The sequence below is a fragment of the Alteromonas sp. ABE4_545 genome, from assembly GCF_056161325.1.
Genome location: NZ_JBSWYY010000034.1, coordinates 1 through 20,343, shown reverse-complemented (window position 1 = coordinate 20,343; position 20,343 = coordinate 1). Strand labels below are relative to the sequence as shown.

The 20,343-nt window shown below is 46.1% G+C and carries 15 protein-coding genes; 9 read left to right on the top strand and 6 right to left on the bottom strand.

From position 1 onward, the window contains the following. Window positions 1–116 precede the first annotated feature (116 nt). Complete coding sequence (locus ACXAH6_RS18470) at window positions 117–1,319, top strand: sugar efflux transporter (RefSeq protein WP_474879244.1); 1,203 nt, start codon at window positions 117–119, stop codon at window positions 1,317–1,319. On the opposite strand, the gene ACXAH6_RS18465 is transcribed toward ACXAH6_RS18470, so the two are convergent. Beyond that, window positions 1,316–1,942, bottom strand: coding sequence for a hypothetical protein (locus ACXAH6_RS18465; protein WP_474879242.1), 627 nt, complete (start codon window positions 1,940–1,942; stop codon window positions 1,316–1,318). The two genes, ACXAH6_RS18470 and ACXAH6_RS18465, sit on opposite strands and share 4 nt — an antisense overlap. Before the next feature lie 100 nt (window positions 1,943–2,042). On the opposite strand from ACXAH6_RS18465, the gene ACXAH6_RS18460 reads away from it, so the two are divergent. Further along, window positions 2,043–3,038 carry a restriction endonuclease gene (locus ACXAH6_RS18460; protein WP_474879240.1) on the top strand — a complete coding sequence of 332 codons (996 nt, stop codon included), beginning with the start codon at window positions 2,043–2,045 and terminating at the stop codon, window positions 3,036–3,038. 42 nt (window positions 3,039–3,080) lie between these two features. Here the strand turns inward: ACXAH6_RS18460 and ACXAH6_RS18455 are convergent, their stop codons facing one another. Next, window positions 3,081–5,138 carry an AAA family ATPase gene (locus ACXAH6_RS18455; protein WP_474879239.1) on the bottom strand — a complete coding sequence of 686 codons (2,058 nt, stop codon included), beginning with the start codon at window positions 5,136–5,138 and terminating at the stop codon, window positions 3,081–3,083. Window positions 5,139–5,229: 91 nt separating this feature from the next. Further along, window positions 5,230–6,222, bottom strand: coding sequence for a helix-turn-helix transcriptional regulator (locus ACXAH6_RS18450; protein ID WP_474879237.1), 993 nt, complete (start codon window positions 6,220–6,222; stop codon window positions 5,230–5,232). Between the two features lie 406 nt (window positions 6,223–6,628). Here ACXAH6_RS18450 and ACXAH6_RS18445 point away from each other — a divergent pair, with 406 nt between their 5' ends. The 4 genes from ACXAH6_RS18445 to ACXAH6_RS18430 are packed head-to-tail and all read left to right on the top strand — an operon-like array spanning window position 6,629 to window position 11,161. Continuing rightward, window positions 6,629–8,020 (top strand): ABC transporter substrate-binding protein, encoded by a 1,392-nt coding sequence (locus tag ACXAH6_RS18445; RefSeq protein ID WP_474879235.1) that lies wholly within the window; start codon window positions 6,629–6,631, stop codon window positions 8,018–8,020. Continuing rightward, window positions 8,017–8,952, top strand: coding sequence for an ABC transporter permease (locus ACXAH6_RS18440; protein WP_474879233.1), 936 nt, complete (start codon window positions 8,017–8,019; stop codon window positions 8,950–8,952). The genes ACXAH6_RS18445 and ACXAH6_RS18440 overlap by 4 nt, the downstream gene beginning before the upstream one ends. An 8-nt stretch (window positions 8,953–8,960) precedes the next feature. Continuing rightward, window positions 8,961–9,746, top strand: coding sequence for an ABC transporter permease (locus ACXAH6_RS18435; protein WP_474879231.1), 786 nt, complete (start codon window positions 8,961–8,963; stop codon window positions 9,744–9,746). After that, complete coding sequence (locus ACXAH6_RS18430; protein WP_474879229.1) at window positions 9,743–11,161, top strand: ABC transporter ATP-binding protein; 1,419 nt, start codon at window positions 9,743–9,745, stop codon at window positions 11,159–11,161. The genes ACXAH6_RS18435 and ACXAH6_RS18430 overlap by 4 nt, the downstream gene beginning before the upstream one ends. Before the next feature lie 13 nt (window positions 11,162–11,174). Here ACXAH6_RS18430 and dld read toward each other — a convergent pair whose 3' ends face one another. Continuing rightward, window positions 11,175–12,899: a D-lactate dehydrogenase gene (gene dld, locus ACXAH6_RS18425; RefSeq protein ID WP_474879228.1), complete on the bottom strand. Its 1,725-nt coding sequence runs from the start codon at window positions 12,897–12,899 to the stop codon at window positions 11,175–11,177. Window positions 12,900–13,411: 512 nt separating this feature from the next. On the opposite strand from dld, the gene ACXAH6_RS18420 reads away from it, so the two are divergent. Together ACXAH6_RS18420 and ACXAH6_RS18415 are read left to right on the top strand one after the other, a co-directional pair. Beyond that, the gene (locus ACXAH6_RS18420; protein ID WP_474879226.1) at window positions 13,412–13,951 is read left to right on the top strand and encodes a hypothetical protein; all 540 of its coding nucleotides are present in this window, start codon (window positions 13,412–13,414) and stop codon (window positions 13,949–13,951) included. A gap of 123 nt (window positions 13,952–14,074) precedes the next feature. After that, window positions 14,075–15,070: a GlxA family transcriptional regulator gene (locus ACXAH6_RS18415; RefSeq protein ID WP_474879225.1), complete on the top strand. Its 996-nt coding sequence runs from the start codon at window positions 14,075–14,077 to the stop codon at window positions 15,068–15,070. 22 nt (window positions 15,071–15,092) lie between these two features. Here the strand turns inward: ACXAH6_RS18415 and ACXAH6_RS18410 are convergent, their stop codons facing one another. Both ACXAH6_RS18410 and ACXAH6_RS18405 read right to left on the bottom strand, forming a co-directional pair. Beyond that, window positions 15,093–18,179, bottom strand: a complete 3,087-nt coding sequence (locus ACXAH6_RS18410) for an efflux RND transporter permease subunit (protein ID WP_474879223.1) — start codon at window positions 18,177–18,179, stop codon at window positions 15,093–15,095. Then, on the bottom strand, window positions 18,176–19,288 hold the full coding sequence (locus ACXAH6_RS18405; RefSeq protein ID WP_474879221.1) for an efflux RND transporter periplasmic adaptor subunit: 1,113 nt from the start codon (window positions 19,286–19,288) through the stop codon (window positions 18,176–18,178). The genes ACXAH6_RS18410 and ACXAH6_RS18405 overlap by 4 nt, the downstream gene beginning before the upstream one ends. Before the next feature lie 352 nt (window positions 19,289–19,640). Between ACXAH6_RS18405 and ACXAH6_RS18400 the strand changes: the two genes are divergently transcribed. Continuing rightward, window positions 19,641–20,168: a BON domain-containing protein gene (locus tag ACXAH6_RS18400; protein ID WP_474879261.1), complete on the top strand. Its 528-nt coding sequence runs from the start codon at window positions 19,641–19,643 to the stop codon at window positions 20,166–20,168. Window positions 20,169–20,343: the final 175 nt, after the last annotated feature.

The following is a 20,343-nucleotide window of genomic DNA, read 5'->3' as shown; positions in this document are numbered from 1 at the left end:
GATGTTCTGCGCCAATCGTGTATAATTTGCGCCCCCAATTTTCGTGTCTTGCTCACCGATAACTACTGAATGTAGATGTGAGCCAGGATTAGCCTTAGCAGTAGTAGGTTGTCGTTTTGTTGTCAGGTGTTAAGCAACACGGTGTGTTGTTCTTTATTCTAAGTATGTTAACCGGGCTTATTGGCTCGTTTGTTAACCCACTCATGAGTTTATTTATTGTCGAAGGGCTGCAAAGTCCGCCGGTGTTTATTGGTATTTATACCGTGTCGGTGACACTCGCAGGGCTGGCATTTAGTCAATGGCTAGGAAGTTTGGCAGACAAAGGCGTGAGTGCCCGTAAGATGTTTATGATTGCGGTATCTGGCATGGCCGCAGCGTTAGTAATATTTGCCTCTGCGAATTCCTTTTGGGTGGTGCTGGCAGCTGGCGTGTTGCTGTTTTCGATGGGGAACGCGGCAATCCCTCAGGTACTGACTTTGGGGCGACAATGGGCGCAACAACAGCCCAATATTGATATGAGCCAGTTTAATGCGAGGTTGCGAGCGTCGATTTCCTTTGCATGGATTGGTGGGCCGCCTCTCGGCTATGCGCTTGCTGCCGGCGTGGATTTCGACCGCTCGTTTTATCTTGCCGCTCTATGTGCTTTAGCTGCGCTCGGCTTTGCCGCCAAATTCATCCCTGAAATGCCCAGCCATAGCCAACAGCAAGGTATGACTGTAGATGCAAAAACACCCGCAATTTTTTGGTTGTTAGTATTAGCGATTACCTGTGGTTCGGTTGGGAACATTATGTATTCCTCCGCGCTGCCTTTATACGCGATCAAAGAACTTGGTTTTGCAGAACATACTCCGGGTATCTTTATGGGGTTGGTCGCGTGTTTGGAGATTCCCGTCATGCTGTATGCAGGTAAGCTAGCTAAAACCTATAACCGCGTGAATATGATTGCCGTGGCTTTTATGTGTGCCATGGTGTTCTACGTCGGCGTATTTTTCGCAACTGAAGTGTGGCATTTCATTGCGTTGCAATTTATCAATGCGCTCTTTTATGGTGTATTCGCTGGTATTGGTTTAACAGTGCTGCAAGATGAATTACCTAGCAAGATTGGCTTTACCTCAGCGGTTTATTCCAATGCAATTAAAGTGGGTATGATGCTGGGTACTACGGCCACGGGCTTTGTCGCTCAATTTTTTAGTTTCCGTTATGCAACACTCGGTTCGCTCTGCGCCGCTGCCACAGCTTTGGTGTGTTTGATGGTGTTTGCTGCGATGAAAAACCGCAGCAAGAGCCCCGAGTTAGCGAGTGAATTGGAAGCGATTTAGGCTACGTACGCAAGTTCCCAAACCACCCCATATAGCGTACGGTTCAGATTTTTTCGTGTGCTGTGGTGTTTGGATAAATCCACATACTCCGCTTTTAGCTGAACTCGCTTGCCAAAGTAGTCTTTGAGCGAATCTTGCATCTTTTCAGTCCGCTCCTCAAAGCGGAATTTATCGCCGGTCGCTACCACTACCATAAAGTTCTTTTCAGTACGATGACCACTCGGGCTAAAGCGACAAAACGCGGCAAGCCTGAGTAAGTCGTCTTCATGACCAGATTTTCTAAAGCCGCGCTTAAATTCGATAAGGTGCTTTATCTTCTTGTTTTTCTGGCCTCGTACGGTTAAATCGATTTTACCGCTTCTGCGCGGAATGTATTCGATATCTTTTTTGTCAACTTCAACAGACTCAATCACACTTTCAACGGTATCTTCCATTGAAAAACTGAATGTCTCGAAAGACTTATGAAGATGTTCAGCGGCTTTGACTGAGAGATAATATTCTGGAAGGTCGTTGATTGAACGCCCCGTTATTTCGAACGCATTATGCGCTTCGATTTCAAGTAAGTTGGCAAGTGATTTTCTAATAGAACGAAAGGTCTTTTCGGGTTTAATAAGGTTTTGCATTTGCTGTTTAATTGTATAAATTGTTCATCGACCATAGCCGTAACAGCATATTCATGTCAATGTGCTTTGATATTGTTAGGAAAACTCAAGTGAGGGATGTATGAGTACTGAATTCGAAAACAGTAAAGTAATATTGATGAGAGGTCCACTAGAGCTACTTCAAGAAAATTTTGCTGGTATAGGGTGGGGGCAGTTTGAACTTTGCAAATTCGATACGGCAGATGCTCTGTTTGAGCATATTCAAGCAACCGGCCAAAACATTGGACGCAGTGGCAATCAGTTACGACGATTTGTAGAGATTAAGCGGGGAGATCTGATAGTCGTGCCGGCACCCGCCCGCATTTATATTGGCGTGGCGCAAGGGAGCAAACGCTTTTGTGGAGACCTGCCTTGGGGTGAAAATCAGGTCGCTGTTGCGTTTCCATCAGATCCGGAAGGCGAGCCATTATCTATTGCACGAAAGGACTTGAAAAAGGGGCTGCAATCTCGGCTTCGCATTCGCATGACGGTTGCAGATTTGGATTATTTCAAAGATGAAATTGTCGAGCTTTATAACAATATTAAAAACAATGTCAGTAGCGGCGCACTTTCAAAAATAAACAAACGAACCGGTGAAGTACAAGAACAATTCAAAGCCAAGTTGTTAGAAAACCTCAGACACGGTAACCACTATTTAGAGGCTGGAGGTCAGGGGCTAGAACACCTTGTTAAAGAACTTTTGGAAATTGAAGGTTACACGGCGGTAATCCCCACTAAACAGAGTCACGAAGCAGGAGTTGATGTTGATATTGAAGCTATATCTCCGAACCCGTTTATTACCCAACAGTTACTGATTCAGGTAAAAGATCACTCGGGATATACCGATCAACACGGTATCGACCAGATTCACAAAGTAAAACCCTCAGAAGATTGTTACCGTTGGGTAATCTCATTAGGTGATTTTACTAAGACTGTGAGTGAATACGCAGACAGCCTAGGGGTGCAATTAATGAATGGTTCTGAATTGGTCGGCTGGATTGCTGAGCGTTGGCAAGACCTTTCTCCAATCACTCAGCAGAAACTGGGTATCGTCTCTGTGCCTCAACTTGCATATTAAGCCACTTCCCCCAACTTTGTAAGGTGGGTTGGGGGATAACGTTTAAATAAAACCAATGGGTCGGCTTTCAGGCTGTTTGAGTAAACATTCAGCTTGTAAGCTGTCGATAAACTGCTCAACAGATGTCAGTGGTGAAAACCGATGGCGGCGATAAACGGCAGCAAAGTCGCCTGGAGCAAGGTTATTCAGTGCTCTGATTGCCGCTTTGTGCTTGGGTTTAACCTCGTTCAACTGAAGTGCCTTGGTGTAACGCATGAAGAGTGATTCAGCTTGGTCGGGGAGTAAGTACAGAAACTCTACTTTTAAGTCGAACCGGCGCAGTGCTGCTTTGTCGAGGTTGCTCACCAAGTTAGTACTGGCAAAAAAGAGTCCGTCAAAAGATTCCATTTGTGTGAGCATTTCGTTCACCAATGTGGTTTCCCATGAGTTAGTTGCGTGGGTACGGTCTTGGAGAAAGCTGTCGACTTCATCCAATATTAATACTGCACTATCGTTTTGGGCATTGGCAAAAGCATTGGCAATGTTGCGTTCAGATTGCCCCACATACATCGACATCAAATCAGACACTTTATGGGTATGCAAAGGCTTATTCAGAGCTTGCGCGATATGATTACAAATTGCCGTTTTACCCGTGCCCGGTGGGCCATACAGACAGATTCTCGCGTCTTGATTGTGCTTTAAGCCCGACAACAGTTGGCTTAAATCAGTGCTAGTGTTGAGGTAGGAGAGGCTATACAGGTCGTTGTTGGCGTGGTTTACTTTTTTCATTTTTACTTTTGCTAGCCCCGCCACTTTTAAACTCTGGTTGAGTAATTTAAGAAAGATTTTTTCCGCTTTTGTACCCGATGTAATGGTCGAGGTGACCGCCGCCGTTCGAGCTAGTAACGCAGGTGATATATCGTCTCGTTGTGCCAACGCTTCAATAGTGGGCGCTGATAAGTGCTTTTTACAACAGCGTTCTACAATACGTCGGCGTTGGGCTAAACTTGGGATCGGTACCTCAACGATAATATCAAAACGCCGCAGATAGGCGGGGTCCATGCCGTGAACACAGTTCGACAACCAAAATGTAGGAATGGGGTTGGTTTCTAGCATGTTATTCATCCATGCTTTATGTCGGGCAGCGGTGCTTGGCATAAATAGTCCGCCGTCTTCAAAGATATCTTCAATTTCGTCAAACAGTAAAATACTGGTCTCGGCAGCTAGCAAGTTTTGACCTAGCTTGTATCGTTGCATGCGTTGATAGCCCTCTATGGCTCGGTGGTTTTCACCTTCTGTTGCCACTTCAAACAGACGACACTTCACCATGTCTGACACCAATCGAGCGAGCTGAGTTTTACCTGTTCCAGGTGGGCCATAAAGCAATATGTTGCAGCCCTGCTTTTTGTTTTGCAGGTAATTGATCATGATATTCACATCCCCTCGCAAGTGATCATAATCTTTCGCGGTTAAATCGGCTTTGGGGGCGGGCATAACCGCATGCTCAAGGAGTTTTTCGCAAGTAAATTGCTCGTCGTAAAGCGCATCTATAATGCCGTCGTTGGGAATATCTAATCTGCCACATAGCGCTTCGGTAAAGGCACGGTATTCCACCAAGCCGGTTTGATGCAGTCGGCTGGATTCACGCAAAACTTGCTTCACTGCTGTTGCGGGTAAATGCAACAAAGTAGCTAGGTGGGCACAAACTTGCCCAAGGGTTTTCACACTGATGTGCTCGGTGAGGGTTTCGAGTTGTGGGCAAGAGTGCAAATGAATAATGAACTCCAATACACTGACACAGTCGTTATCTAAGTTAGCTACACTGGCGAACTCAGCAATATTTTCTCGTAGTGTAAGGCTGGCAGGCGAGAGGACAATAGGTTGCGATTCTAATGCACTCAGCATCTCTTTAATGTGTGCTTTTACGCCTTTTTTACCTTGTTTTGCTGCAAGTTGAGCCGGCAGTCCAAGCTGTTTTGCTAAGGAATCTGAGCGGTATTCTTTACCGTTCATCAATTGGTTGATCCCGTCTAAGTCGAGTACCGCACGAAAGGCCCACAAGCGCTGAATATCATCCAGCGCCATTGCTTGCTGTTCTGGGTGTAGCATTTTTTCGAACATTGTTGAAACATACCTCTATCGTCCATCAGTGGTGTGAGTATTTCATCAATGTGCGACAAACTGTGTCGTTGGTTTTGAGGGGGAGTGAAAGTTACCCTGGGTTAGATTGTAATGCCAAGCCTGCTTGTAATTGTTCAACAATTCGCTGCTTTAACGATAATGGTTGTACAATTTCGATGCAGTCGATGTGCCCTTTAATCCAATGTTCCAGTTCATAGGTGTGTTTTAACGTGGCGGAGAAAGCCCACCATTTGTCATCCAGTGGCACTAGCTTTTGCTTTTTGCCTATGGTCGATTCTTTCAGCATAGTGGCGGCCACGCCTGTCACTTTTAATGAGAGTGAAATATCGTCGCCAGTAATGAGGTTTCTTGGGGCCTCTGAGGCAACATATTGGGCAAGGTCGAATGTTTCTGTAAAGCTAAGGTCGGTTAATTTAGCGTGTTTGATCCTATGTGCCACTATCATTCGAATGTCTTGGTAACCATCGAAAATACATGGAATGACAAGCTTGTTATTGCGAATAATAAGTCCCAAAGGTTTGATTTTTTTGGATGATTTTAAGCGCCCATAAGTCACTTCAATCATTTTGTTATCGAGGATGCCGGCATAAATGACCTGATTGATATCGGCGGCAATATCATGGGTTTTGATATCTAGCCCCGGCGGGATCACCGCCACTTTTTTGCTCCATTGGTGATAAACCGGTTGCCGGTTGATTACGTCGTCTGCTTTTTTGAACAAGGTATTTAATGTGGTAAATACATTAGCGGGAAGAAACAGCCTCAGGTGCTGCTGAGTCATTTTGAGTGAGAGTGCTTCTTCTATTGATAAAGAAGGTAAAAAGGTTTGTTTGGCTTCGCGGTTAAATGACCACTTTTTACCTTCAGGGCTGTCAAAATCAACCAATTCAAATAACATCGAGACGTTGTTTAAGTCTCGTTCAATAGTGCGCTTGCTTACGTTAAACCCTTTGCCCTGTAGTGATTCGTGCAGCTGTCTAGCGGTTGTCCAGCGAGGGTAAATTGGAATTAATCCTAGCATGCTGACAATGCGTATCAGGGTGTCTTTGGCTTTTGCGCTCATTGTTCTATTATTTTTACCGCGTGAAGTGAAAGCTGTATGGTGCAACTTTCTCGCTAATTTGAAAAGCAGTAACCGTAAACTCGTTAATTTTTATGAAAAAAATCAGATAAACAGGAGCATGTGCCGAATGACATACTGGCTAGACCAAAAACCGTCAAGCTACTCGAATTGCTATTTAAAAGAAGACAAGCTCTGTTATGATAAATCGTATTAATGAGTCACTTTAGTTAAGCGCGAATTTCTCTTGTTATTTTCAATGTTTCGATTCTTCCGTACCCTTGTCTTGTGCGTATTACTTTGTCCTCTACTTGTCGCTTGTGTGCCTGCAAGTAACCCGAATAGTGTGACCATTAGCGGCCCCTTTGAACCCATAAGCCTAGACCCCTCACTTACAGGGTACGTTTTTATGCGAATGGAGGTCATAGAAACATTGGTAGATGTAGATCAAAACGGCGTGTTAATTCCCGGATTGGCAACGGCTTGGCAGTCAAATAAAAACCATACCCAGTGGCGGTTTTCGTTGCGAGAAGGCGTTACTTTTCACAACGGTGAGCGTTTAAATGCAGCGGCCGTTGTAAAGAGTCTAACTTATGCGTTTGCCAAACCTGCGCCGTTTGAATCAGATTTAGTTAAAGCTATAGAACAATCGGGTGATAACGAAGTAGTGGTCACCTTAAACCGACCTTATCGACCGTTCGCCGCCATTTTGTCTAATTATACTACCGCCATTTTAGCGCCAGCCTCATTTGACAACGTCGGCAACGTAACATCGTTATTGGGCACTGGCCCTTATGTGGTGCGCCATTTTCAGCCCCCCCACGCACTTGATGTTGAAGCGTTTGAACAATATTGGGGAACACCTGCATCGATAAAACAAGTGAAATACATTACCGGCCATCGCTCTGAGAGTCGTGCCTTGATGGTGAAAAGTGGGCAAGCTGACATAGTATATAACTTGGATGCCGCGAGTGTGGATTTGCTCGCACAAGCAGAAAATGTAACGGTAGACAGTACATTTATACCTCGAACGATACTGATAAAGTTAAATGCAGCTCACCCCGCGTTGCAAGATGTGCGAGTTCGCCATGCATTTAGCTTAGGGCTAGACCGACAAGGCATTGCCGAATTTATTCTCAGGGTGCCGAATGTTGAAGCAAACCAAATGTTTGGCCCGTCGATGGGCGTGTGGCATTTACCTGATTTGGCCGCAGCACAGACCGACCTAACACAGGCACAAGCTTTATTAGACGAAGCAGGTTGGCGTGTGGGGGAAAATGGAATTCGTCAAAAAGACGGTAAAACACTCGCGTTATCTATGATTACTTACGCGAATCGACCTGAATTGATTGTGATAGCAACCGCGATCCAAGACCAGTGGCGTAAGTTAGGCGTGTCGCTGTCGGTAGAAATGGAAAACTCAAGCGCTATTCCAATCGGGCATGTTGAAGGTACCTTAGAAACCGCCTTGATGGCGAGAAATCTGGCGAATATTCCTGATCCACTCGCGTTGTTGCTGAGCGATTTTACTACGGAACAAGGTGGTGATTGGGGGCCAATGAATTGGTCGAATCCACAAGTATTCGACGCGCTTCACGTGTTGGAAAAAGAACAAGATACCGCGCGCTACAATGAACTAGCAAAAACTGTTGCGCGAGACATTGCCACCGATTTACCCATGATCCCCGTTACCTTTTATGTGCAGCAAACTGCCATTGCTAAACGCATTCAAGGTTTTTCATTTGACCCTTATGAACGCTCATTCAATATCTCTCACATGTCTGTGCAGGTTGAACCGTGAAGCAATTATTATTAAAGCGCTTACTACAAGCGGTATTAATGGCGTGGAGTGTCGGCACCTTAACTTTTGTGCTGGTAAAGGCTTTGCCGGGCGATTTAGCCTATAAAATTGCGGCCGGGCGATATGGCGAAGATGCTGTGTCTGCCGCCGCTGCAGAAGCCGTAAGAGCGGAGCTTGGGCTTAATCAGTCTGGCGTTGTGCAATATTTTGAGTGGCTCAAGCAATTAGTCACGCTGGATTTAGGCCGAAGTCTCGTATCTGGCGCACCTGTGGTGGAAGAGTTATATCACCAGTTGGGGTATACCTTGTCGTTGGCAATATGGGGGCTGCTTGTTTCGGTGTGTATTGCTTTTCCAGTTGGGGTGTTATCTGGCTACAACCCCAAGGGGAGCGTTGACCGGGCTGCGTTAGTGGGGTCAACCTTTGTCAGGGCACAACCTGTGTTTACGCTAGGACTGTTATTAATATTTGCGTTTGCTCTCGGTCTCAAGTGGTTTCCTGTGGCTGGCTTCGGTAGTAGTGAGTACGTTGTTCTACCTGCGTTAACGCTGGGCTTAAGCTTGGCTGCAATGTCGAACCGTTTGATTAGAAATAGCACCATCACCGTGGTGCGCGCTTCATTTTTTGAATTTGCACAAATTAAAGGTTTAAGCCCCACAGTAACGTTTTTCCGTCATGGCGTGGTGAACATATTTTTGCCAGTACTGGCATTTATTGGAATACAGCTCATAGGGCTTATTGAAGGTATTATTATGGTTGAGAGTTTGTTTGCTTGGCCAGGTATTGGGCACGGTTTGTCTCATGCTGTGTTTTCTCGCGATATTCCTATGTTGCAAGGCACTGCGTTAGTCATGGGCGTACTTTTTGTGGCAGTGAACACACTTGTTGATATTGCCACTTATACGCTTGATCCACGAGTGGGCAAAGCATGATGGATTACATGTCAAAACAATCCACGAGCCAATTGATAGGATGGTTGATAGTCGTGTGCATTTTTGGCTTCGCTGTGGGGGAAGGGCTGCTGTATTCCGGCGAGCCTAATGCTCAGAACTTAGCCAATGCATTTGCAAGTCCAAGTTGGCATTTGCCATTTGGTACCGATCAATACGGGCGAGACATGTTTGCTCGCTTGGGATCTGCGGTGCGATTGTCTTTCTTGTTAGCATTTATGGCCGTTTTTACGGCCTCAATACTCGGTGTTACTTTGGGCGTCTGTGCTGCTTGGTGCGGCGGTATAGTGGATGGCACGCTTAACTTCTTGATGAATACAGTACTGGCATTACCGGGTTTGGTGCTTGTGTTGCTCATGGCTGCCATTGTGCCGGGTTCGTATTTTATGTTGTATTTCGCCATTTCATTAGTGTTATGGGTGGAGTATTTTCGGGTAGTGCGAGCCGCAAGTTTAGCGGTTATGCAAAGCCAAGCGTTGCAAAATTCACAAATGTTTGGGTTTGGCCGTTGGTATGTATTTAAACGTCATTTTTGGCCTGCGGTGCAAGACAACGTATGGGCATTGGCCTCTTTTAGCGCCGCTAATGCCATTATCATGATGTCTTCTGTGGGGTTTGTATATGTAGGCCTTAAGCCTCCTACAGCCGAGCTTGGGCTTATGATTGTCGAACTATTTCCTTATTATGCCGAAGCCCCATTGAGTCTGGGTTTACCGATTGGTGCCTTGATGTTACTGATATTGAGCTTTCACCTTATTTCGGGGAAAGAGTCATGACCCAACGCATAGATATCGTTAATTTGCGCGTGAGTTCAGCCGCTGGCCCAATCGTATCGGGTTTGAATCTGACCATTGACCACGGTGAAACGGTGACCATTTTGGGTGAAACCGGCTCGGGGAAAAGCATTTTAGCTCGTGCAATTTTGGGGGCATTACCGCCAGAATTAGACTATTCAGGACAAGTTTGGGTTGATGGTGTGCCCACACTTCAATGTCAGAAAACCACTCAGCAAAAGTTGTGGTCGCATACACTTACCATGCTTCCGCAAGAGCCGTGGTATGCACTAAATCCTTTAAAAACAGTGAAAAACCAAGCCTCTGAAGTGTGGCGTTTTGTGAGTGGGAAGAAGCGGCAAATCGCTGATCAGTTAGCTGCTGATGCTTTGCATAATGTGGGGCTGGATAACGCACAGCAAAAACGCCCGCACGAATTGTCAGGGGGCATGGCACAACGCGCTGTGTTTGTAATGGCGAGTGCTGGCGAGGCCGATATTTTTATTGCGGATGAACCAACCAAAGGGTTAGACGCTAGCCGTAAAAACACCATTGTTAATCTGCTAAAACAGCAAGCGCGTAAAGGGTGTTTGTTAACGATTACGCATGATGTTGAAGTAGCCGCGGCCCTTGGCGGGCGGATTATTGTAATGAAAAACGGGCAAGTTGTTGAAGAAGGGAAAGCACAGCAAGTACTGTCGTCGCCCGTTCACAATTATACGCGAGATTTGATAAATTCATTACCCAGCCAATGGCCACCTTTATCTCCCCAAACCATGCTTCATCAACCGTTTTTGGTTGCCGACAATGTATCTTGCAAACGCGGCGATAAAACGGTTTTTTCTGGTATGAGTTTTCAGTTGAATCAGGGAGAAACCGTTGGACTGCAAGGTGACAGCGGATGCGGGAAAAGCAGTTTGGGAGACATTCTGCTCGGCTTTTTATCTGTTGAATCAGGTGAAGTGAATTATATGGAGCCAATCACTCGGACAGAAAAACTAAAGCTGTACCAAGACCCGCCCAGTGCATTTGCGCCCAACGTGACATTGGGCGAATTGCTGAACGAGTTAGTGGCCTTACACAAGCTCGATACTGGGGCTATTTCGGCATTTATGAAGCAATTAGGGTTGAGTGAAAAGTTACTGCAACGCCAAGCAACACAAGTGAGTGGGGGAGAACTTCAACGTTTTGCGCTGTTGAGAATTTTACTCATGCGGCCCAAGTTTATCGTGGCCGACGAGCCTACCTCTCGGCTAGACCCGATTACGGCAAAACAAGTCACTCAGTTATTGGTGTCGACGTGTAAAAGTATCGGGTGTACGTTGTTGTTGATCAGTCACGACCCAGAGTTGTTAAATAAAGTGTGCGACAGAACATTGGTGTTTGAACACTTAGTTGCGCCGCCGACCTTGGCGTAGACGACGCTTTCTTTTACATGCCGTGGCAGCATGAACAGTTGCGTGCATGCTTGGGCGTTTTGCCAATACCCGGATTAAAGGTATTGGTTGGATCTAACGAAGCGTAAAACGCTTTAAGCTGAGTCTCTGCTTCATACAAATGCCCAACGTTGTGTTCGGCTGGGTACTTGGCTCCGCGCTTGTCTAACTCTGCGAGCATGGCATTTTTTACGGCCGTTTTATCGGCACCTTTTTTCAGTATGTAGTCTTGATGAAATACATGACAAAAGAAGTGCCCATAGTATAGCTTTTTGTCAATAAACTGGTCGATATGGGCAGGTAGGTTTTCTACCCAGCAATGTTCATTGCGGCGCAAGGCAATATCGAGTGCAAGCATGTCGCCTACATCATCTTGATGCAATAATTGATAACGAATAGCGGCCCCCGCAGCGGCAAAACGGTGCAAAAAAGCGGCGCTGGATTCGTTGTCGTTACATTCAAAATACTCCCCCGAAAGTTCGCCTTCAGAAAACGCCTGATGAAAATACTGTTTGGCCTCTTCAATCCCATCGTCACTCATTTTTACGATCAAGTGATGCGTATATTTTTGATGAAATTGGGTTAATCGCTGTGGCATGTGATCTGGGAAACAGCGCGCTATAGCCTGCATCGCGCGGTCGGTGACATATTGCGGCAGCACTTTGATTTTGTTGAGTACAGCGTCGATTCGCCCTTTTATCGCAAACATAGTTGGTAAGCGGTCTGTACCCAGGTGTTTCACACTGAGAAAGGTGTCTTTACCGTAGGTTTTTGCGATAGAAAAACAGTCTTTGTGCAGGTATTCTCCCACTTCCGGCAAGTGCGTAAACTGCGACAAAATATGATGTCGTAGGGTAGTGAGCGTATCAGGGTTATTGGTACCAATATAAAAGGTCTTTTCTCGTTTGGCGATGGGGAAGGTGTCTAACCTTACAGCGAAAACGGCGAGCTTACCGGCGCAGCCACTGGCTTCATATAAACGTGAAGGATCAGCGTTGTAACGACTTGGCGTGTCTTCGTCTACCGCTCTGATTATATCGGTGTAATCTGATGCACTGGCACGTTTGCTCGACAAGCCCGGTGAGGTGTCGAAATTGCCATGCTCAAGGTTGTGCAGCATTAACTCTTCGTTACTGCCCAAATCGATATCGAGGTGGTTAACGAGTTCCAGTTGTCCTTGCTCATTCACGCGGGCAAATAGGGCCAGCTCGGTATAGGCCGGCCCGCGTTTCACTAATGCTCCGCCAGAATTATTCGCCACACCACCCACAATCGACGCCCCGAGGCAGGATGAGCCAATAATTGAGTGTGGCGCCCGGTCGAGTGGCTTAAGAGTTTTTTCTAGAGTATGTAACGTAGTGCCCGGTAAACTAATAACTTGCTCTGCGTTATTGATAACGTGGAGCTTGTCTAATGCCAAAGTGTTAACGACCACTACGGGGCGGTCATAGTGGTCTCCACTAGGAGTAGAGCCTTCTGTTAACCCTGTTTTAGCGGCCTGCATAATAATGATGCATTGGTGTTCAACGCACAGTTTTAACGCCCGCCATAGCATCACTAATGACTTGGGAAATATCACGGCATCAGCATGACCTTGACCCGAACGCCAACCAGAACGGTAGTGTTCGGTATTTCTTGCGCCTATTTTTACCTGTTTGTGCCCCAGTAAAATAACCAGTTCATTGACAATAGTATGAGATGCATTGGAAGAAATAGGCACAGTTGGTTCCTTTTGTTGATGCGTTTGCAAAGAAAATCCACGGGCTTAAGCATACTTGAATTTAACGCAGGCGCATAAGGTTTACTGCCAGCGACACTCGTCATACAAATAAATGGTGCAATTCCTAATCGATACGGTATCAAATCGTAAATAAAGTGGGATTAGTGTAGAAAAGTCATTGTATTAGGGATTTTCCTGTGCATAATCGAGTTCAATACTGCACTAAGCCCATCTATTAGTTCTGTTTATTCATTGGTCATTTGTCTGACAATATACGTGTTTTATTTTTGCGACTAATGCCATAGTCGCTGTGTAAACTAATTAGAGGGTGTTCGCGTAATAATGTGTATCGATACATTGTCATACACATGTCTTTTCGGTTTGACACAATACGCAAAATTTTACTGGTCGATTATACTTTAAGGCATACCGCTGGCTCTAGTCTGAGCAAGGATAGCATCATTGGATAATTGACTAACGCATCATTCGTTATGTAGAGGATTATTCACCTGATGTCGAATTCACAGGTTTCATTGATTAAGCTGGAACGCAATGAAATTCATTATGCTAATCTGTTGACAGGGATCACGCCGACGGTATTACGCCGAGTATTTGGCTCATGGGTGTTTTTTATCGCCATTGTCTGCATTATCGTAACCTTAGCACCTGATATTTCTTATAGCTTTATCATCATGACATACTCAGTGTTGCTGTTGTTCTCGGTGATTATTTTCGCCCAAAGCCGTATTTCGGAAGGTTGGCCAACCATTATTGAATACGAGAACAAAATCGGGGTGGTGCAAGATCCAATAGAGCGTCAGTTTATCATGGTGCCCTATGAGCTTATCGACGATGTTGCGCCGACAACAATTAAGCCAAATAAACGCGGGTTGGTGATTCGACTTAACACCGATGCGTTAACCGATGAAGACAAAGCGATATTAGAAAGAGCTATATGGCCCAGAGAAGATAAACTGATCGCCATGGTTTATTTGAAAAAACGCGAAGTTGCAGCCGAAGAAATTAAAGCGGTATATCAGGATATTCAGTAACACTCTTCTTTTTCATTTACGTCTCTGAGTTGTGAATGATGGCATAAATGGTGGCTTGAATGTCATTTATGCCGAGCAACGCCCTTGCTATGCTTGTTTTACTGAAGCACAGGAGCGCAAGGGATGAACACACACCAGCCCCATAACAAACAACAATCGCCATTAAAAATTGCTTTTTTAGCCTATACCGACGTGGAGTTGTTGGACCTTTCTGGTGCGCAGACCACCATTAATGAGGCGCGACAATTTTTGCAAGGTGGTTACGAAACTGAGGTGATCAGTTTTTCCACCGAGCCGCTTCGCACTGAATCAGGTATAACCATAGTACCTGATACGCCTATAGATAAGGTCACCAACGTACACACCCTAGTGATTCCTGGTGGTTGTGGGGCGCGCCTGGGAACATTTTCAGATGTTCAACTCAATCAGCTGCGACAATTGATGACCCGTGTGGAGCGGGTGGTGAGTATTTGTACCGGTAGCTTTTTATTGGCCCGCACAGGGCTGGCTCCCGGTACACGCATGACAACGCATTGGGCAAGTGCAGAGCAGTTGTCACGCGCATTTCCTGAATTGGTTGTTGAAGCCGACAGGTTGTTTATACAAGACGGCAAACTGTGGTCGTCGGCAGGTGTAACGTCTGGTATTGACCTGACGTTACACCTAATAGAACAAGATTTTGGGAGTCTGGCAGCAAGCCATGTGGCTCGACAATTGGTGGTGTTCTTGCGCCGTAGCACCAGTCAGCGCCAGTTCTCAGATTTTTTGCATTTGCAACGCCCGAAGAGTGATAAGGTGGCGGCATTGGTGCAATGGTTACAGGGTCGGTTGTCTGACACCGTTTCTGTTGTACAAATGGCAGAACACGTAGCGATGAGTGAACGCCAGTTACACCGTGTATTTCAGCGTGAATTGGGGTTAACGCCAGCGGCGTATTTTGAGTCTTTGCGAATGGAAACCGCAAGAACCTTGCTCACTACATCCACCCAATCAGTGAAAGCCATTGCCTATGTTGTCGGTTATCAGTCTTACGATGGGTTTAGGCGCGCTTTTGAACGCGCGTTTGCCTCATCTCCTACCCAATATCGAGACCGTTTTGGCCAACCCGAGGTGGGCTGACCAATACGAATACGGTTAGTTATTACTCAGTATCGTTTAGCGGGGGCGTGGGGTTTGCCACCCGAAAAAAGACCGCGTAGAGCACAGGCACAATGCCTAACGTTAATAGGGTGGAAAACAGCAACCCAGCCATTATCGAAATGGCCATTGGCTCCCACATGGCCCCGCCACCTAAGTACAACGGAAGTAAGCCCAGTACTGTGGTGGCTGTGGTTAAAATGATAGGTCTGGCCCGTTGTTCAGCCGCATTGATAATGGCGATGTAGGGCGAATGGCCTTGTTCAATTTCAAGTTTTATACGCTCTAACAGCACAATGGCATTATTGATCACAATACCTGTTAGCGAGACAATCCCCAGCAGTGTCATAAAGCCCATATAAGAGTTTGCCAGCGTTAACCCTATTATCACGCCAATTAAACCGAGTGGGACCGTAGACAAAATAATCGCTGACTTACGTACACTGTTAAATTGGGCAATAAGTAGCAGCAAAATGATCATGCCGGCGATACCAAGCTTTTCAACGATTGATTGGTTCGCATTACTTGAGTTTTCTTGCTCTCCACCAAACGCGAAACGAATACCGCTATGCCAAGACGACTTCTGCGTATTGAGCCATGCATTGAGTGCTTTTACCGTTTCTGCAGCGTTGGCTCCATCAGACAATTGTGCGCCCAAGGTGATCGTGCGCAGGCCGTTGCGGCGATAAACTTTGGCGATATCCCATACCATTTGCACATTGGCAACCTGACTCAATGGAACTGAGCGCCCCGTAGACTGCGAATACACAGATAATGACTCCACTTTGCCCAAGGCCTGCTCAGCAGCTAGGTCTGTTCTTAGCATCACCGGAATGCTGTCTTCGTTTTCGCGATACTCGGTGAGTGTAAGCCCAGATAGCCCCGTTTGCAGCGATACGGCGATGTCTTGGCTGGATAAACCAGCACGCTGTGCACGTACCTGATCAATATCGATATTCAGTTTCTTAATTCGCTGACCCCAATTATCGGTAACCGTATGTAAACTCGGCATCGACTGCATTTTACTGCGCACTTGCTCTACCGCAGTGAACAACGCGGTTGAGTCACGGCCAGATAGTCGTATTTCAACTGGGTTATCGACTTCCGGCCCAATTTCAATCAGTTTCATTTTTAATGTGGCGTCGGGGTGATGGTTTGCAACAAAGGTGTCTATTTGGGTCATAAACCCTGGGATCGCATCCACATCCGTCACATTAGCAACAATCAGTGCATAGTTGGTAGAAGAAGGTTTGGGCGAATGAGACAAGATGAATCGCGGCCCGGCGTTACCAATATAGGACACCCAGTTGGTAATGCCCTGTTGCTGTGTTTGGTTATCGTTAACATGCAAAGTGGTGTGGATAAACTGCTCAACGTCAGATACCACTGACTCGGTACTTTGAATGGAAAAACCGGTTGGCATTTCGATTTCAATTTTAAAATAAGCACGGTCGGACGGCGGGAAGAAAATATTTGGCAATTGCTTGGCTCCCCAAAGGGCACTGGCAAATATAACGGCTGTAACGAGTAGTGTTAAACCTCGATTGTGCAACAACAGATTGAGAAACTGTCGATAACGCTGGTACCACACTTTGTCGGTATTGCCTGAAGAGGGCGTGACCTTTAAAAAACGCACACAGAGCAGCGGAATGATCGTCATGGTGATCACCCAAGAGCAGAGTAGGGTGATAGTGACAACTTTAAACAATGAGGCGGTAAATTCACCCACATTAGACTCGGCCAGATAAATAGGCAGAAAGGCTGCGGCTGTGGTGAGCGACGCGGTGAGGAGTGGAATATAAAGCTCTTTGGCAGAGTCGATTGCGGCATCTAACGCAGACTTCCCTTGCTCCATTTGCACCATGATATTTTCTGACATTACTATGCCGTTATCCACTAACATACCCAGTGCAATAATTAATGCGGCGAGAGAGATTTGGTCTAGCCCTATGTCGAAAAATTGCATCACTATGAGAGCAAATAACATGGTTGAGGGAATGAGCATGGCAACAATAAAACCCGTGCGTAAACCCAAGCTTAACAACATCACCACGGTTACCACGGCAATAGATTGTAAAAGGTTGATGACAAAATCAGAAACCTTTTTGTCAACTTCAGCCGGTGAGAAGTTGACTAAGTCAAACTCAACGCCGTGGGGGTAACGTTGATTAAATTCAGCAATGGCTTGAGTGATATGCTCGCCCAATACAATGTTGTTGCCGCCATCTCGCATAGAAATGGCGAGTGCGAGACTGCGTTTTCCACTACTGTGCACAATAGAACTGGGTGGATCAACATAGCCGCGATGGATTGTCGCGATGTCTTTTAGCAACAGCATATTGCTGCTGTTGGGCAAGGCAATAATCGTATTTTCGATGTCTTGTATAGATTCAAAATTCCCTGTGGGCTCTAGCGCTATTCTTTCATCGCCCATATTGAATGCCCCGCCCGAAATCACAATATTGCGAGCAGATAAAATACTGGAAAGCTGATTGGGGGAAATATTTAATTCGGCCAATCGCGCATTGTCGTACTCAACAAATATACGCTCTTCCTGTTCGCCAAAAATTTCTACTTTGGCAGCGTCGGGGATCAGTTGAAGCTCGTCTTTTATCTCATCGGCAAAGGTCTTCAAGTGAGCGTAATCAAAGCCTTCACCGGTAATTGTGAGCACCACGCCATATACGTCGCCAAAATCGTCATGCACAAATGGCCCACTGATGTCGTCGGGTAACTCTGGAATTTCATCCTCAATTTTTCGCCGCAGGTCGTCCCATATTGGCCGCATCTCTTTGTAGCTTTCTTTGATGGCAACCATAACAATGGAAACACCAGTACGCGACTCACTGGTGATATAGTCGAGTTCGGGTATTTCTTTTACGGCATCTTCAATTTTTGATGACACCAGCGACTCAACACGTTGAGGGCTAGCGCCGGGAAAATAGGTAACAACTTGTGCTTTGCGCACAACAAAACCGGGGTCGTAAGCTCTCGGCATAGAAACAAACGCCTGTACCCCTGCGATTAACACCAACAATAAGCAAATAAGTGTGGTGCGGTTGTTAACAATGGCAATGCGCGTGATATTCACTGGTTCCACTCCTCACTCACACGTACCACTAGCCCATCAGTCATCTTACTCATTCCAGCACTGACTACCCGTTCTCCAACGTCAATGCCGTCGAGGATCACAATGCCACGTTCTGTGACTTTTCCGGTTTCGACTGGGCGCGCATCAATCTTACCAAGACCATTGTGAATGTCGGTCACTACGTACACAAAGCGGCCTAGATTGTTTTCGATCACAGACTGTGCAGGCACCAAAATAGCAGAATTAGTGGCAGACAGATCTTTAGTACCTCTAACGGTAACTGACATGCCGGGCAATACGTTTAAGTTATCGACGCGGGGCATGTTGAAGGTGACGTCAAAGGTTTGAGAGCTGGTGTCTGCTTGCGTTTCTACGGCCTGTAATGCCAAGGGAACAGGGGCGTGATCTACGCCTTCAAATACGGCCGATACACTCATGTCTGATTGTTTCTTCAATTTAATCATGACCTTTTCAGGTATAGCCACGCGAATGTGCAAGCTAGACAGGTCTTGAATGGTGAAAATGGGTTGCATGGTCGACACGTCTTCAAAGTTGTCGACATGACGGATGGCCATTACCCCGGAAAACGGCGCGCGCAGGGTGGTGTATTGCACATTTTGTTTGGCCGCTTTGAGGCTGGCTGAGGCGGCAGAATATTGTGCATCTAGCTTGTCGTAATCCGACTTTGCAATCAGGTTTTGTTTTAATAATGACTGACCGCGTTCGAAATCAGCTTTGGCTTGATTAAACTCAGCCTGACTACTGGTGAGTTTAATTTGGTAGTCGGTGTCATCTAACGTGGCGAGTATTTGGTTTTTGTTAACCAAGTCGCCTTCCTTCACTTTCATGGTGGCGAGTTTGCCTGGTACCCGAAAGCCTAAGTTAGCGGTTTGTGCCGCTTCAACCAGCCCCGGATACTCCATCCAGTCACTAGTAACACCCGGCGTGGCGGTGGCAGTTCTGACTAATCGCGGCGCTTCTGCAGCTGGTTGGGTGTTGTTATCACTGCATCCCGTGAGCAGGAATATCAGACTAAAGGCCGATATGGCTGCACGTAACTGAAATGATTGTACCAATGAAAAGTGACGAAGAGGTGTGGCTCGCGACATATCTTAACTCCTTGAAGGTGCCGTCATGCTGGGGACAGCGCCGTAACCGATAACCTCATAGTAAAACAATTTGGTTCGCGACGCATGCGCTGTAGCCAGATAGCTACAGTAATTCAGGTGAATATGCTTTGGATCAATCGAATAATTATAAATAGCCATGTAAAACAATGGTTTGCTTTTTTGGCACGGCTTTCGCTATATCCCTGTTACAGCAACAAAAGAAAACACTGTCATTGAGCTTTGTTTTTCTTTTTACCAAACAGACTGATTCTTAAAAATTTGGAGGTTCGATATGAATCCTTTCATCAAAACAGCTAAAAACATCAGTATAGCCTTCGTTGTTTCAACGGTGATGGCCATGCCATTGATGGCAAAAGAGTTTAGTACAGAGAGCTCATGGCATTCTGTTGCTAAAGACGCCTGGATTGATGGTAAGGCTGAAGCGACCCTACTGTATAACGGCAACCTCAATGCCTTTGACATTATCACCGACGTGGACCAAGGCGTTGTATTGCTCACTGGGCGAGTGTCGAACACGGTTGAGAAATCACTTGCGGAAGAGCTAGTACGCGGTATTGACGGCGTAAAAGATGTGGAAAACCAGCTACAGGTTATCGAACCCTCTCAAGTCGATGTAAATAAATCAAAAGTAGTGAGTACGATCACAGACGCTAAAATTGCGACTGTCGTTAAATCACGACTGTTAATGGACGGCGATATTTCAGGTTTTGATATTCAGGTAGATGTGCAGAAAGGCGAGGTGTTACTGGTTGGCGATGTTAACTCAGAAGCCGAGCGAGATTTAGCGCTGCAAATTGCGCGGAATACCAACGATGTGATTTCAGTGCATGACCAGTTAAACGTGGCATCAAGGCTGTAATACGGTATCGAAAAACGAATTAAACAAGCAAGCAAACGGTAAGAAGGCACGCTCAGCGTGCCTTCTCAGACTGTTGAAAAAGCCCTAGACGAAAGTCTGGGGCTTTGATCTAATAGGCATAGTGAAATTCGGAGTGTTCACCATGCTAACCCCAAAATCCCCACAACAATACGAG

Excerpts from the sequence above, each read along its gene's own strand:
- ACXAH6_RS18430 (WP_474879229.1), top strand. The coding sequence starts at position 9,743 with ATGACCCAACGCATAGATATCGTTAATTTGCGCGTGAGTTCAGCCGCT.
- ACXAH6_RS18455 (WP_474879239.1), bottom strand. The coding sequence starts at position 5,138 with ATGTTCGAAAAAATGCTACACCCAGAACAGCAAGCAATGGCGCTGGAT.
- ACXAH6_RS18445 (WP_474879235.1), top strand. The coding sequence starts at position 6,629 with ATGCGAATGGAGGTCATAGAAACATTGGTAGATGTAGATCAAAACGGC.
- ACXAH6_RS18460 (WP_474879240.1), top strand. The coding sequence starts at position 2,043 with ATGAGTACTGAATTCGAAAACAGTAAAGTAATATTGATGAGAGGTCCA.
- ACXAH6_RS18465 (WP_474879242.1), bottom strand. The coding sequence starts at position 1,942 with ATGCAAAACCTTATTAAACCCGAAAAGACCTTTCGTTCTATTAGAAAA.
- ACXAH6_RS18435 (WP_474879231.1), top strand. The coding sequence starts at position 8,961 with ATGTCAAAACAATCCACGAGCCAATTGATAGGATGGTTGATAGTCGTG.
- ACXAH6_RS18405 (WP_474879221.1), bottom strand. The coding sequence starts at position 19,288 with ATGTCGCGAGCCACACCTCTTCGTCACTTTTCATTGGTACAATCATTT.
- ACXAH6_RS18400 (WP_474879261.1), top strand. The coding sequence starts at position 19,641 with ATGGCCATGCCATTGATGGCAAAAGAGTTTAGTACAGAGAGCTCATGG.
- ACXAH6_RS18450 (WP_474879237.1), bottom strand. The coding sequence starts at position 6,222 with ATGAGCGCAAAAGCCAAAGACACCCTGATACGCATTGTCAGCATGCTA.
- ACXAH6_RS18420 (WP_474879226.1), top strand. The coding sequence starts at position 13,412 with ATGTCGAATTCACAGGTTTCATTGATTAAGCTGGAACGCAATGAAATT.
- ACXAH6_RS18415 (WP_474879225.1), top strand. The coding sequence starts at position 14,075 with ATGAACACACACCAGCCCCATAACAAACAACAATCGCCATTAAAAATT.